The following is a 14,057-nucleotide window of genomic DNA, read 5'->3' as shown; positions in this document are numbered from 1 at the left end:
AGACTGGCAGATGGGCGGGCAGATGGGATGGAAGCGGCGACTGATCCAGGTATGCATGTTGGTGTTGTCATGCCTGGCTGGCTCGATTGCACAAGCGCAGGGGCCGGATCATCGTGAGCAACTGCTGGCCACGATCCACGTCCATAGCACTGCCAGCACCGGTGAATTGACCATTGAAGCATTGGCCCAGCGGGCGGAGCAGCTTGGCCTGGATGTGCTGATTTTGACCGATAACTTCTCTCTCCGTTATGAGTATGGACTCTGGCCGTTGCGTGGCATCTTGAAACGACAGGTTCGTTTTCCCTCGGTGCTGGAATATGGCATTGAACGGTATCTGAATGAAATCGCGGCAGCGCAAAGCCGCCATCCGAAGCTGATCATCCTCCCTGGCGTCGAAGTCGCTCCCTATTACTACTGGACCGGGTCGTTGGTAGAACGGAACTTGATGATGCACAACGCCCAACGCAATCTGCTGGTGTTCGGGCTGACCAAGCCGGAAGACTATCGTTCTCTACCTGCGAGTGGGAACCCTGGGTCCTATACGTTGGATTGGCGCGGGGCAGTCAATGGGGCGCCAATCTTATTGGTTGTTCCTGCTCTCTTGCTGTGGAGGCCGCGCCGGCCTGCTTCCGATCGACGATCCCTCCGACGGTCTGTCGCCTGTGTGCTGGTTGTCTTGGCGGTGGCACTGGTGGCGAATGCTTGGCCGCTGAGTCAGTCGGCATTCAGCTCGTACGACGACCAGCTGGGGTATCGACCCTACCAGGCCCTCATCGATGATGTAAAGGAGAAGGGCGGGCTTGTCTTTTGGTCGTTGGCAGAAGCGCGTGATTTTCATGAAATTGATGCCGGGCTGCTGGGAACTGTCAGAATCAAGACAGAGCCGCACCCCGAGGCGATGCTGATGACGACAGGGTACACAGGTTTCGGCGGGCTCTATCAGGAAGGAAGAACGAGCATCAATCCCGGTGAACTGTGGGACCGTTTGCTGCACGTGTCTATGGTTGAGCAGCGACCAGCCCCGGTACTCATTGGAGAACTGGCGCTTCATGGATTGAACGATGCCGATAAAGATCTGCATCGTCTTGTCACATCGCTCTGGGTCAAAGAACGGACGAAGGTTGGTGTGCTGGAGGCGCTTCAATCCGGTCATTCCTATGCGGTGGGAGATAGCCATCATCATGTCCAGCTGCGACTGGATGAATTCCGGGTGGTCTCTCAGGGTGGGGCCAAGTCTGCATCGATCGGTGACAGGCTCGACCCTGGCGCAGCAAGGGATCTCACGGTCCTCCTCTCTATCAAGGCGCGCGACGGCGGGCGCCACCCTGTGAAGGTGCGGGTGATTCGTTCCGGCCAAGTGGTGGCTCACTGGACAGGGGAAACACCGTTTCACGTCGACTGGCTCGACGACGGGGTTCCGACGGCAGAATCGATGACCTACAGGGTGGAGGTCACAGGTAGCGGCGAACTGTTGAGTAATCCGATTGTCGTGGGGCCGATTCTTGAAACGATCGCTGTCAGCTCTCAGCCGTCGGCGCTCAGCTCAGGAAAAATGTCAACTCCGAAACTGAAACCTGACAGCTGATGGCTGAAAGCTCGCGCATGCGTGTCACGATTCATCAACCACAGTTTTTGCCTTGGCTTGGGTATCTGGATAAGATCGATCAAGCGGATCTTTTTATCGCATTGGATTCTGTGCAGTTCAAGAAAAACGAGTGGCAAAATCGCAATCGGATCAGAACCGCCGACGGCTGCCAATGGATCACCGTGCCGGTCCTCCATCACTTTGGACAATTGGTAAAAGAAGTTCGGATCAATCAGGCTGTGACCTGGCGTAGCCAGCATCTCCGCGCCATCGAGATGCACTATGCGCGGGCGCCATTCCGCGATCGGTATCTGCCCGAGTTACACAGCCTCTATGAAACACCATGGGAACGGTTGCACGATCTGAATATGGCGGTGATTCGTTGGCTGCTCAGGGCTTTTGGCATTACGACGCCTGTTCGCTGCGCATCGGAATGGGAGGTACGGGAAGGGCCGACCGACCGGTTGATCGATCTCTGCCATGCCGTTGGCGCGACAGATTATCTGTCCGGCCCTGGCGGGGAGCACTATCTGGACCGCGTGCGGTTTGAATCGTCTGGGGTGCGGTTGGAGATTCAACGGTTCCAACACCCGGTCTATCAGCAAGTCTACGATCCGTTCATGCCGGCCATGTCGGCAATCGATTTGTTGTTCTGTCATGGTCCTGCTGCACTGACTCGATTGCGCGATGCAAGGGCGGGACAGAGTATGGTCACAGCGGCGTAGCGCTAAAGCGGTCTATCTGGTCTGTCTGGTCTATTCGGTCTGTCTCGTCGAACGGAACTGACCAGACAGACCAAATGGACAAGGTCGAGGGGGGAAATGATGGCGACTGAACGCAGAGTGCCGATGCGGATCCTGGCCATTGGCGCGCATCCGGACGATATCGAAGCCGGGTGTGGCGGGACCTTGCTCAAGTATGCGCAAAAGGGGCATCGCATCTTTCTCATGGTGATGACGGCCGGTGATAAGGGTGGCTCGAGCGATGTCCGCAAGTGGGAGCAGGAGCAATCGGCAAAACAACTCCGAGTCGAGAGAATTTTCTGGGGTGGATATGAGGACACAGCTGTTCCGATGGGACGCGAATTGATTCAGGAGATCGAACAGGTGGTGAAGGAAGTGCAGCCGCACTTCATCTTTTCGCATTTCCACGACGATACCCATCAGGACCATCGGCATCTGGCAATGAGTACGATCACAGCGACTCGCTATACGCAAAACGTGTTGTTCTATGAGGGGCCGACGACTCAGAACTTCTCACCGACTGTCTTTGTCGATATCGATCAGGTGCTTGAAGAGAAGGTCAAATCGATCGAGGCCCACGCCTCGCAGGTGAAAAAGACCAACATCGAGGGGCTAAGTATCGTAGACGTCATCCGGGCCGGGGCCCATTTTCGCGGCATCCAGGGCCGGGTGAAAAATGCAGAAGGCTTTGTTCCCCTTCGATTGTTTATTAATATCGGCATATGACGACTGTGGCAACTACGATTCCCCATTCGCGACCTTCGATCGACGAGGAAGATCTGCGAGCGACGGCCGAGGTATTGCGTTCAGGGCAGGTTGCCCAAGGGCCCTATGTCGAGAGATTCGAACAAGCGATGGCGGGATTCCTCGGTCTGCAGGGCGGGGTGGCGGTCAGCTCAGGGACTGCAGCGCTTGAGCTGGCTCTGCGGGCACTCAGGATTGGTCCCTGTGACGAAGTCATTATGCCGAGTTATGTCTGTTCGGCTCCATGGCTGGCGACCCAACGGGTCGGGGCAGAGGCCAGGCTCGTCGACATCGACCTGCAGACGTTCAACATCGATCCGGTTGCGGCCGGCCGGGCTGTGACCAGTAAGACTCGCGCGATCATTGTTCCGCATCTGTTCGGTCTCCCGGCTGACCTGACGGCATTTGAGCGGCTGGGGGTTCCGTTGATTGAAGACTGTGCCCAGACATTAGGGGTGACGGAATCCGGCCGGCCGGTCGGCACAGTCGGGCGGCTCACCGTCTGTTCTTTCTATGCGACGAAGCTATTGTGCGCAGGTGAGGGAGGGATGGTGCTTTCGAATGACTGCGCGTTGCTCGATCGAGTCAGATCATTGCGTGAATATGATGGGGCAACGAAGTTGGATCCTTCGTCGTTCAACCTGAAGCTGACAGATTTGCAAGCAGCGCTCGGACTTTCCCAGTTGGGACGATTCGAGTCCTTTCAGGAACGACGATGTGTCCTCGCGGCCACCTATCGGGAAGCCCTGTCCGGTAAAGCTCTCTTCATGCCGAGCGTGCCTCCGGGCAGGACGCATGGCTACTATCGGTTTACAGTTAGAATTCCGCACTTCAAGACCGACCCTGACGCACTGCATGGGCTCATCAGAACCTTGGAACAGCAGGGGGTTTCCTGCCGCAAGCCGGTCTTTCGGCCACTCCACCGGTATCTGGATCAATCCGGTTTCCCCAACAGTGACGAGGCGGATCGGACGGTCCTGTCGATTCCGCTCTATCCCGATCTAGCAGACGAAGAAGTGCGGCAGATTCGTCAATCGTTGGCTGAGGTCCTCTCGTGAAAGCCATAGATGTCGAAGTGTCGCCCTTCGCCCTACGCAGCAGCTGGCGCTGGCTGACGCCGGCTGCCATGGGGGCCCTGTTGGGGGTAGTGGCCTTGGCGGTTCCCACCATTCGTGAACTCTTTGTCTTCGAAGGTCTTCGGTGGCTCTACATCCTCCTGTTCGCGTTTCTCGGCGTCGGCGCATTGACGCCACTCATTGTTCACCTCAGTCATCAGTGGGGGTTGGTCGATCAACCGTCGGACCGGAAAATCCACACACAGCCGACTCCCAGGCTCGGTGGCGTCGCCGTCTATCTCGGGTTCCTTGGCTCGGTGCTGTTGAATTCGATCCTGCCGGACTGGATGATCGCAACGCTGGCAGCAGGATCGCTATTATTGATCGTCGGTGTCATCGATGATGTATGGGATTTGCCCGCTGTGTCAAAGCTTGCAGCCCAACTTGTGGCTGCCGGGATCGTCATTGCCACAGGCAAGGTGCTGACATTGTTTCCGAGCGGTCCGATCGGCGATGTGGCAAATATTCTGCTGACCCTGTTCTGGATCGTCGGGATCACGAACGCGTTCAACTTTTTCGACGGCATGGACGGTCTGGCGACAGGGCTGGCGATTCTCATTGCTGGATTTATGGGGGCTGTGGCGTTTGAGACGAACCAGCCTGGGTTGGGCTGGCTTGCCATCGCCATCATTGGGGCAGGAGTCGGATTTCTTCCCTATAACTTTCGAGGCCGTAAACCTGCCGTCATTTTTCTTGGAGACGGAGGGGCGACTTTTCTCGGTTTCACCCTGGCCTGTCTTGCCGTCAAGGGGAATTGGGCCGACCAGAGCCCGATCGTCTCCTTCAGTAATCCCCTCCTGATCTTCGGCGTGCTGATCTACGATATGATCCACATCACTGTAGAACGGGTCGCGACAGGGAAAGTGCGTTCCGTGAAGGAATGGCTCACCTACGCGGGCAAAGATCATCTCCATCACCGGCTGGAACGTGCGTTGGGGTCTCGCCAGGCGAGTGTCGCGATGATCTGTCTCATGACGATCTGCCTTGGCTTGGCGGCCCTGGCCCTCCGGCATGCCGGAGCGGCTGAGGCGGTGCTCTTACTTGTGCAGGCTTGCCTGATTGCGGTCATGATCACGATACTCGAGTGGAGCGGTCGCCAGAAACGCTGACCCTCGCCTACATTCCAGCAGGATTCACTGTGAGCTACCTGCAAATCGAGGGGGAAACAACGATGGGGATGCGAGGGACTAGACCCGATTAGAGGAGTGTCTGTAGTTTGCTCAAGGTCTCCGTCATCACCAGCGAAGATGCTCGTCCTTTCTTGCTGGCCCGCCGGACCTTCCAGTCAAGACTCTTGACCTGATCCGCAAGAACAACGCCTGCCAGATCCTGTCCTTCTCCCAATCACACTTCGAATGGGTAGCCCTTTACACGAGTGGTGATCGGGCAGCAGAGCATCAATCCGCTCCGCCGATTATAGCTTGCCGGCGAGAGAACAAGGGCCGGGCGATGCCCCGCTTGTTCATGCCCGGCTTGAGGGGTGAATTGAAGCCAGACGATATCGCCGCGATCAGGGATATATCTGCGACTTGCCATCAGAGGGCCTCATGGCCTACGGGGCCACCGAACCCCATTTCCTCGTGGACATTCTGAGGGGTCATACGTTTGAGTAAGTCCTCAAGCCGATACACGCGTCGAAGATGAGGTTTCAGTATGAGCGCGCCTTTTTTGACTTCGATGTCCAAATCATCGTTAACCTTGAGGCCTGCCTGTTGAGCGATGCCCTTGGGGACTCTGACGGCCAGGCTATTGCCCCATTTCTGAGCGGTGGTTCTCATGATGAAGGCCTCCGTGAGTATCTATTGTGTAGATACTAGCGAGACCCGAAGGGTGAGTCAATTGGTTCCAATATATCCGTGGTAAAAACCAAGGGCTTGCACTGTGCCGCAGTTCCCGCTACAAGAGTCCGCATGGTTCCTACCGTTGAATGGAAAAATGGCGCAGTGCGGCTGCTCGACCAGAGCCGGCTCCCCGAGCACGTCGAATTTCTGGACTGCAAGGACTACCAGACTGTAGCCGACGCCATTCGCAACCTTAAAGTAAGGGGTGCACCGGCTATCGGTGTGACGGCGGCGATGGGGGTCGCCCTTGGTGCCCAGACCATCGCTGCATCCGACTACGAGTCCTTCGCCAAATCGTTGCTGGTGATCTGCGATCACCTCGCAGCGACGAGGCCGACGGCGGTCAATCTATTTTGGGCCATCGAACGGATGAAACGATTGCTTGCCTCATTACGCGCGCAGGCCATTGCATCCATCAAAGCTGCGCTGTTGAAGGAATCACAAGTGATTCTCGATGAAGATGTCGCGCTCTGTAAGGCGATGGGGCGGCATGGAGCGGAACTGATTGCGAGCGGTCAAACGGTTCTGACCCATTGTAATGCCGGAGCCTTGGCCACTGCCGGCTATGGCACGGCATTGGGCGTCATTCGCTCGGCCTGGGAACAGGGAAAGCAGATCCAAGTCATCGCGGATGAAACCAGACCGGTTCTGCAAGGAGCGAGGCTTACGGCCTGGGAGTTGATGCAAGATAAGATTCCTGTGACCCTCATCACAGACAACATGGCTGGTTCCCTGATGCGGCAGGGGAAAATTCACCTCTGTATCGTGGGGGCCGACCGGATCGCCGCTAACGGAGATGTGGCAAATAAGATAGGGACCTACTCAGTCGCAGTGTTGGCGAAAGCCCACGGCATTCCCTTCTATGTCGCCGCGCCCTATTCCACGATCGACTTGAAGACCAAAACAGGAACGGACATTCCGATCGAACAGCGGAATCCTGCAGAAGTCACCACCATACACGGGAGCCATCCAGTCGCACCACATGGAGTCCAGGTCTACAATCCAGCCTTCGACGTGACGCCAGCGGAGTTGATATCAGGGATCATTACAGAGCGGGGTATATTTTCCCCACAGGATTTGGCCGCGCAATTCTCCTCCTAAGGCATGTGCTCCCTTGCAAGGTATACACCCCACCCTTATAATGCCTCTGGTCATTTTGCCAGATTTTCCAATTAGACGGAGGAAGATATCAAGCAATGAGTGAACGAACATTAGCCATTATCAAGCCGGATGCCGTGAAGAAGCAGGCGATCGGCGATATTATTGCGCGTTATGAAAAGGCCGGCCTGAAGCCGGTGGCCATCCGTATGATGCAGTTCTCAACATCGACAGCGGAGGGATTTTATGCCGTGCATAAGGCCCGTCCGTTTTTTCAGAGCCTCTGCAGCTTTATGTCGTCCGGTCCTGCCGTGGTGCTGGTGCTGCAAGGAGACAATGCGATCAAGAAGAATCGGGAACTGATGGGTGCGACCGATCCGGCCAAGGCAGAGCCTGGGACGATTCGTAAAGCCCATGGGACCAATATCGAGTTTAACGCAGTGCACGGCTCCGATTCTCCTGAGACCGCCAAGTTTGAGATTGGATATTTTTTCGCTGAGATGGATCTGGTCGGATAGGGGCAGGAGCACATATGATTCCAAAGGACCTCCGGTACCACCAAGAGCATGAATGGGTGCGTGTGAGCGGCACGCAGGCCACAGTCGGCATCAGTCACTTTGCCCAGGATGCGTTGGGCGACATCGTGTTCATCGACATGCCGAAGCCCGGCGCTGTCGTGAAGGCTGGGCAGCAGATCGGTGAGGTCGAATCGACCAAGACCACGTCCACGATCTACACGCCTGTGAGTGGGACTATTAGCAAGATCAATAGCGACTTGAAAGATCATCCCGAAGTCGTGAACTCGGATCCCTATGGCAAGGGTTGGATGGTGGTGATTGATCTGTCGAGTACGAACGAAGTGGACAAGCTGATGGCTGCAGCGGAGTATGAGGCCTTCCTTGCCAGCCAGAAGAAAGGCTGAAGCCAAGGCATAGGCCACTTTCTACGCTCGACATCAGCCTGAATCCCTACCTTCCTATGCCAGCTCAAAAGCACATCGCCATCCTCGGCGCGGGACCTGGCGGTTATGTCGCGGCGATCCGGGCTGCCCAGCTTGGCGCCAGCGTGACCGTCATCGAATCTCATGCCCTCGGCGGTGTCTGCTTGAATTGGGGTTGCATTCCGAGTAAGGCCCTTCTCTCGGTCGTCGAGCTCGGCGACAAGGTGAAGAAATCAGAAGACATGGGGCTACTCGTCCAAGGGCCCGTGACCTACGATCTCGCTCGGATGGTTGCGCGGAAAAACAAGGTGGTGGCAACGCTCGTGAAGGGGATTGCAACGCTATTTAAGGCCTGGAATATTGAACATGTGCAGGGGACCGGATCGCTGCGGGATCGGCAGACAGTCACGGTGACCGCGGAGGACGGCACGGTGCGGGATATTCAGGCCGACGCGATCGTGATTGCTACCGGGTCATCCTGGCCGAATCTGCCACAGTTTCCGATTGATGGCGCGCAGATTCTGACCAGCCAGCACCTCCTGGACCTCGACATCATTCCTGCCAGTCTCCTGATCGTTGGGGGAGGTGTCGAAGGCTGCGAGTTTGCGGCGCTCTATAATGGGCTCGGGACAGCAGTTACAATTATTGAATTGATGCCGCGAGTTCTTCCTCTGGAGGATGAAGAGATTTCTTCGACGATGGGACGGGAACTGAAAAAACGAGGCGTGACGGTCCTGACTGGGACCACCGTCGAGAGATTGGAGCGGTCGGCGGCGACCATCACGGCGCATCTTAAGGAAGGCGGAGAAATCGCAGCTGAAAAACTCCTGGTGTCTGTCGGGCGAGGATTGAACAGCAGCGGCATTGGTTTGGAGAGGGTTGGTGTGCAAGTGGGACGGCGAGGAGAAATTCTCGTCAACGAACGGATGGAAACCACCGTGCCGGGGGTCTATGCGATTGGGGATGTCGTCGGCAAGATGATGTTGGCCCATGTGGCCTCGGCTCAGGGCAAGGTTGCGGTCGAGAATATTATGGGGCATGAAACGTCGATCCGCTACGATGTCATCCCTGCCGGAATTTTTACCCTGCCGGAAATCGGTCGCGTCGGCATGACAGAACAGCAAGCGCGCGAACGAATGCAGGCTGTCGGACAGAATCCCGACGTGGCGGTGAAAGTCGGACGTTTTCGCTATGCCGGGGTAGGGAAGGCACAAGCAACAGGGGATACGACGGGGTTTTTCAAGGTCATTGCCGAGTCACCGAGCGGTAAGATTCTGGGGGTGCATATCGTCGGGGCCCACGCAGCAGATCTCGTGCATGAAGCGGCAATGGCGATGCAAGTCGGCGCAACGGTGACCGAGATGGCGGAGATGATCCATGCCCATCCGACGTTGGCCGAAGGCCTGATGGAAGCGGCTGAAGATGTTGAAGGGAAGGCGATTCACCAAGCGCGAAAGAGGACGCAATAATGTGGCAGTCACTCCTGCTTAAACTCGGGATGTTCGCCGCGACCTTGAGTGTGGTTTTCTGGATCGGGTGGACCTTACCGGGTTCGTTCGACCGTGCCCAGGACCTGACAGCCCAACCGCTTGAGGGTGGGCAATTTGACGATGTTTCAAGCGGAGAACCCGCAGCGGAGGTGAGTCCAGCCCCTGTCGCTTTCGTACCGCAGCCTTCTACTGCCGCTACTCCAACACAATCTCACAAGCATCTTCTCGATCTGAACCGGGCGACGGAACAGGACTTTGATGCGCTGCCAGGAATCGGTGCCCGGTTAGCGGAGCGGATTATCGCGTATCGGCAATCAGTTGGCGCCTTTCACTCGCCTGATGAATTGCGGCAGGTGAAGGGGATTGGAGGCAAGAAGTTTGAACGGATCCGTCCATTGATTACGGTCATGCCGGATAGCGAATCAGCCAGTAGAGGGAAGAAGAGGACATGAGCGAACTTTCCAGACAATTGGATTTGATTCTGCGCGGAGTCGTGGAGGTGATTCAGCAGGCTGAGCTGGAATCGAAACTGACTCGGTCTTTGAAGGAGAACAGGCCGTTGCGCGTGAAAGCAGGCTTCGATCCGACGGCGCCGGATCTCCATCTGGGCCATACAGTCTTAATCCACAAGCTGAAGCATTTCCAGGAACTCGGCCATCAAGTCATTTTCTTGATCGGCGATTTTACCGGGATGATCGGCGACCCGACCGGTCAATCGGAGACGCGTGTGGCTCTGTCGAAAGAGAAGGTGTTGGAAAATGCCAAGACCTATGAGGGGCAGATCTTCAAAATTCTCGATCCTGCGAAGACCCTTGTGGAATTCAACAGTCGCTGGATGGGTACGATGACCGCAGAAGGCTTGATCCATTTGAGCGCCCATTACAATGTCGCGCGGATGCTCGAGCGGGACGATTTTCGTAAGCGTTACGCGGAACAGAAACCGATCAGTATCCATGAGTTCATGTATCCTCTCGTTCAGGGCTACGATTCCGTCGCACTCACGTCCGATATCGAATTGGGCGGCACGGATCAGAAGTTCAATCTGCTGGTGGGTCGAGATCTGCAGCGGGTGTATGGCCAGGAGCCTCAAGTGGTGATCACGATGCCATTGCTCGAAGGCACGGATGGTGTGAGGAAGATGAGCAAGAGTGTCGGGAACTATATCGCACTGGAAGACACACCTAACGAGATGTTCGGTAAGCTGATGTCGATCAGCGACACATTGATGATCCGGTACTATGAGCTGCTGACGACGGAGGATATGGTAGGCGTCAAGGCTGCTCATCCCATGGACGCGAAGCAGACGCTCGCAGCGCTGATTGTCGCGCAATACCATGGGGCTGAAGCGGGCCGGCAGGCCAGGGCGGCTTTTCAACAGAAATTTCAGGAGCGGGAATTTCCAAGCGAGCCGGATGCGCGCGTGATCTTGACCCAGACCGATCTACGCGAGGGGCGAACGATCAGCCTTGTCGATCTGGTGGCGAAGACGAAGCTTGTGCCGAGTAAGAGCGAGGCTCGGCGGTTGATTATTCAGGGGGGCCTGGAGGTCGATGAACAGAAGCAGAGCGACGCAAATGCCCTGTTATCGATTGTGCCAGGAAGAGCTTATCGTCTGAAGGTCGGCCGCCGAAAGTTCGCGCTGGTCGAATTCCGCCCGTAGCGCTCTCCTCGTATGCCGTGGGGCCTCAACAAAGACTCCCCGATCCCCTTTATCCAACGTCAGGTTGTGGCTGAGGCTGTGGCTAGATGCTGGATTTCTTGACTTGAAGCAGATGTCCCACGTAGGATGCCAGGCAGCGAGCGGGCGTAGCTCAGTGGTAGAGTCCTAGCTTCCCAAGCTAGTTGTCAGGGGTTCAAATCCCCTCGCCCGCTCCAAAGAAGACGTGAAGCGTGAAACGTTAGGCGTGAAGTGGTACATGTGCGAGGTGGAGGACTTGAGAGGCATGCGCTTCCAAGTCCTTTTATTTTTTGTGGCTCGTTCGTCAGCACAGGGATAGGCGGCCTGGTACAGGAAGGAGGAGTTGTGAGCCGATGGCATTATGGGTTCTTAGTCATGGTGACTTTGATTGGAAGCATTGTAGGAGGGGCGTTAAGTGGATGGTGGTTGGCTCCCTCACTCGTTATAGCGCAGAAGGCCAACGGGATGAATGCGGAGGAGTTTCTCCTATTGGATACGACCGGCAAAGCGCGGGCTGGATTGGGACTGGACAAGAACAGCGAGGTGGGGCTCGTGATGGTGAGCCGCGATGGAAACCGAAAACTCTCCCTCTCTCCTGATGACCGATTGGCCGTTAAGTTGTCCGATGAAAGTGGCCGCGTTCTCTGGTCAGCCCCGTAAAGGAGCAGGCGAGTTTTAGCGGGAGGCTCAAACTGGTTTGTTTGGTGTATTTGGTTGATTTGGTTCATCTGGTAAACCAAACAAACGAAACAGACCAAAAAACCAAATAACGGTTCAGCAGCCTGCTATACGGATTTTTGGACTTTGCCGCTACGGAGACAGCGAGTACAGACCCTGATGCGCTTGGTCTGACCGTCGACTAGTGCCCGGACTGGTTGGAGGTTGGGTTTGAAGATTCGTTTGGTCTTGTTATTGGCGTGACTGACGTTATGGCCGGACTGGCGACGCTTGCTGCAGAGATCGCATGTATATGCCACGGGGATACTCCTTCATCTAGCAGGATGCTGAAAAATTGGGCGGGGAGGCTGGGGTAATCCCTTTGCTCGCACAACGCGCGGTCGCAGACTCCCCTCGTTGGACGCGCGCAGTTGGGATCACCCCAGCCTCCCCTGGTGAATAGATGCTCGCTGCGGCCTTGCTGGACGGCCTTTTTGAGCATCCTGCGTGGTGTACGCTTTTTCAACTTCGAACTGTAGCATAAGGACATTGGCCCACACAAGCAGGATTGGGGCTCGGCATAGGAGCGGAGGTCCTAACAGGATGCTAAAAAAGTCCGCCAGCGTGCTCGAAATCCGTGAAGCGTATTTCGTGAAGCGTCGTTCGTTTTTGGACTAGGACGTTTCACGCTTCACGTTTCACGAACAACGGGGCCGGGCTAGCGGAGGGTTGTTCTGCGGGTTGCGGCAGATGCTGGCGATTCTTTCGGCGCGGGCTTGTGAGAGACAATCGCTGGTACGCTGATATCGAAAGTCGGATCGCCCCCATCGTCGTATCGATCTTTTCCCACGCTATAGATCTTTTGTTGCGTCTGGCTCCACAACATCGGTAATCCACTAAAGGGATCGTAGTAGCCCGAACCAACTTGAGCGAGTCGATTCGGTACCGTGGACTGCGGGCTTGGGCGTTGCAGGACAGCCTGCAGCGAAGCGAGTCGCAGCCTGGCATCGGTTTCTCTCAACTGATATTGGAAGGGATCCCAGTCCGGTTCGAAGGAGTTTGGGCTGACGAAGTTTTCCAGGATTCCATTGCGTGAGGTCCCCGCAAGTTCGTGAATCGTTGGCAGGGTGCTCTGGCCTGCTTCCGTGGCATGGATCATCGCATCATAGTAGGTGGCATACATTTCCCAGGTTTCCCGCGTCTGTAGCGGGATTCCAAGGAATGAGCGTCTGTGCGGATGCGAGATCAAGCGAAAGGCCTGTTCTGGTAGACGAGCCGTATGCGCCAGCCACTGTTCTTGTGGACTGAGGGAGTGAGTCTGCTTCTCCGTGGCGAATGTACGGGACTCATTGTCATGGACGCCGAGTGAGAATTGATGCCGAAGCGGCCATTGGAGTGATGCCTCTGCTGTCGTGAGGGGAGGGGCAATGTTGGGGGCCATCGCCAAGACAGCTTGGTTAACAGTACGCTGTGATAGCAGATTTGAAAGAAAATGGAGATTGTCGGTGATCACGATTTGCGCCATGACTTTTGTGCTGACGGTTGTCGCATCGCGAAGGATGTTCCGCCACACCTGCATATCCTGCTTGAGCCGCTGCATGCCCAGAGTTGTCTGGCGAGAAAACCCGTCGGCGATGTAGAGCCGGTGCGCAACGAACACCTCCACAAAACGGGGTGTACCCCGGTGTCCGAACCCCATATCCTCGAAAGGCATGGCGAGCCAACGTTCATATCGCGTTAATAGGACATGATCGTAACTGCCCAGCGTCTGGAGCGCGTGCATATTGTGGAACCCGCCTACCGGATTTTCGGAATTCCAGGAAGGAAGAATCTGCTCTGTCGGAACCTCAATCTGTAAACTCGAACGACCTGGCTTGTCATAATCGAAATCGATTGAGCCGTGAGCCGAGTTGATTTCCAGCCACATTTCATGACCCACCTTGGCTGGATCCAGCGTAACCTCCGCAGCAAAGCCAAGCAGGTAGAAATAGCCGTTTTCATAGGGGTTGGTAAGACGATACTGAGGAGGTTCCAGCAGGCTGGTAAAGAGAGGACTGGGGGATTGCCCCTTAGAGGACCAGATGAAGCTCGAAAGCTGAAAAATGGCCCAGATGAGGACGATGCCGATGACCAGATGTTTCATAGATCGGTAAAGAGACGTTGCGG

15 protein-coding genes, 1 tRNA gene and 1 pseudogene are annotated in these 14,057 nt (G+C 56.0%); 13 read left to right on the top strand and 4 right to left on the bottom strand.

Going from position 1 to position 14,057, the window contains the following annotated elements:
• Positions 1–10: 10 nt before the first annotated feature.
• The 5 genes from HZB34_10135 (at position 11) to HZB34_10115 (ending at position 5,296) form a co-directional block, all read left to right on the top strand.
• Positions 11–1,585, top strand: a complete 1,575-nt coding sequence (locus HZB34_10135) for a hypothetical protein (protein ID MBI5316319.1) — start codon at positions 11–13, stop codon at positions 1,583–1,585.
• Positions 1,585–2,310, top strand: coding sequence for a WbqC family protein (locus HZB34_10130; GenBank protein MBI5316318.1), 726 nt, complete (start codon positions 1,585–1,587; stop codon positions 2,308–2,310). The genes HZB34_10135 and HZB34_10130 overlap by 1 nt, the downstream gene beginning before the upstream one ends.
• Positions 2,311–2,406: 96 nt before the next feature.
• Positions 2,407–3,054 carry a PIG-L family deacetylase gene (locus HZB34_10125; GenBank protein ID MBI5316317.1) on the top strand — a complete coding sequence of 216 codons (648 nt, stop codon included), beginning with the start codon at positions 2,407–2,409 and terminating at the stop codon, positions 3,052–3,054.
• The gene (locus HZB34_10120) at positions 3,051–4,130 is read left to right on the top strand and encodes a DegT/DnrJ/EryC1/StrS aminotransferase family protein (protein ID MBI5316316.1); all 1,080 of its coding nucleotides are present in this window, start codon (positions 3,051–3,053) and stop codon (positions 4,128–4,130) included. Before HZB34_10125 ends, HZB34_10120 begins: the two co-directional genes overlap by 4 nt.
• Positions 4,127–5,296, top strand: coding sequence for an undecaprenyl/decaprenyl-phosphate alpha-N-acetylglucosaminyl 1-phosphate transferase (locus HZB34_10115; protein ID MBI5316315.1), 1,170 nt, complete (start codon positions 4,127–4,129; stop codon positions 5,294–5,296). The genes HZB34_10120 and HZB34_10115 overlap by 4 nt, the downstream gene beginning before the upstream one ends.
• Positions 5,297–5,384: 88 nt before the next feature.
• Here HZB34_10115 and mazF read toward each other — a convergent pair.
• Together mazF and HZB34_10105 are read right to left on the bottom strand one after the other, a co-directional pair.
• Positions 5,385–5,723: pseudogene (gene mazF / locus HZB34_10110) on the bottom strand (endoribonuclease MazF).
• The gene (locus HZB34_10105; GenBank protein MBI5316314.1) at positions 5,723–5,965 is read right to left on the bottom strand and encodes an AbrB/MazE/SpoVT family DNA-binding domain-containing protein; all 243 of its coding nucleotides are present in this window, start codon (positions 5,963–5,965) and stop codon (positions 5,723–5,725) included. Before HZB34_10105 ends, mazF begins: the two are co-directional and overlap by 1 nt.
• Positions 5,966–6,097: 132 nt before the next feature.
• Here HZB34_10105 and mtnA point away from each other — a divergent pair, with 132 nt between their 5' ends.
• The 8 genes from mtnA to HZB34_10065 all read left to right on the top strand — a co-directional run bounded on the left by mtnA (position 6,098) and on the right by HZB34_10065 (position 11,894).
• Positions 6,098–7,129: an S-methyl-5-thioribose-1-phosphate isomerase gene (mtnA, locus tag HZB34_10100; protein ID MBI5316313.1), complete on the top strand. Its 1,032-nt coding sequence runs from the start codon at positions 6,098–6,100 to the stop codon at positions 7,127–7,129.
• 95 nt (positions 7,130–7,224) lie between these two features.
• Positions 7,225–7,644, top strand: coding sequence for a nucleoside-diphosphate kinase (ndk, locus tag HZB34_10095; protein ID MBI5316312.1), 420 nt, complete (start codon positions 7,225–7,227; stop codon positions 7,642–7,644).
• 14 nt (positions 7,645–7,658) lie between these two features.
• Positions 7,659–8,048, top strand: a complete 390-nt coding sequence (gcvH, locus tag HZB34_10090) for a glycine cleavage system protein GcvH (protein MBI5316311.1) — start codon at positions 7,659–7,661, stop codon at positions 8,046–8,048.
• A gap of 56 nt (positions 8,049–8,104) precedes the next feature.
• On the top strand, positions 8,105–9,535 hold the full coding sequence (gene lpdA / locus HZB34_10085) for a dihydrolipoyl dehydrogenase (protein MBI5316310.1): 1,431 nt from the start codon (positions 8,105–8,107) through the stop codon (positions 9,533–9,535).
• Entirely contained in the window at positions 9,535–10,008 is a 474-nt protein-coding gene (locus HZB34_10080) for a helix-hairpin-helix domain-containing protein (protein ID MBI5316309.1), read from the top strand. The genes lpdA and HZB34_10080 overlap by 1 nt, the downstream gene beginning before the upstream one ends.
• Entirely contained in the window at positions 10,005–11,216 is a 1,212-nt protein-coding gene (locus HZB34_10075; GenBank protein MBI5316308.1) for a tyrosine--tRNA ligase, read from the top strand. Before HZB34_10080 ends, HZB34_10075 begins: the two co-directional genes overlap by 4 nt.
• A 140-nt stretch (positions 11,217–11,356) precedes the next feature.
• Positions 11,357–11,431 (top strand) — tRNA-Gly (locus tag HZB34_10070).
• 148 nt (positions 11,432–11,579) lie between these two features.
• A complete protein-coding gene (locus HZB34_10065; GenBank protein MBI5316307.1) occupies positions 11,580–11,894 on the top strand; it encodes a hypothetical protein in 315 nt (104 codons plus the stop codon).
• Between the two features lie 125 nt (positions 11,895–12,019).
• Here the strand turns inward: HZB34_10065 and HZB34_10060 are convergent, their stop codons facing one another.
• A complete protein-coding gene (locus HZB34_10060) occupies positions 12,020–12,211 on the bottom strand; it encodes a 50S ribosomal protein L28 (GenBank protein ID MBI5316306.1) in 192 nt (63 codons plus the stop codon).
• 398 nt (positions 12,212–12,609) lie between these two features.
• Entirely contained in the window at positions 12,610–14,034 is a 1,425-nt protein-coding gene (locus HZB34_10055) for a hypothetical protein (GenBank protein MBI5316305.1), read from the bottom strand.
• Between the last annotated feature and the right edge of the window lie 23 nt (positions 14,035–14,057).

The sequence above is a fragment of the Nitrospirota bacterium genome (assembly GCA_016219645.1).
In the GTDB taxonomy this organism is placed as follows: domain Bacteria; phylum Nitrospirota; class Nitrospiria; order Nitrospirales; family Nitrospiraceae; genus Palsa-1315.
The sequence above is the reverse complement of the archived record's forward strand: the minus strand, read 5'-3'. Positions and strand labels throughout refer to the sequence as shown.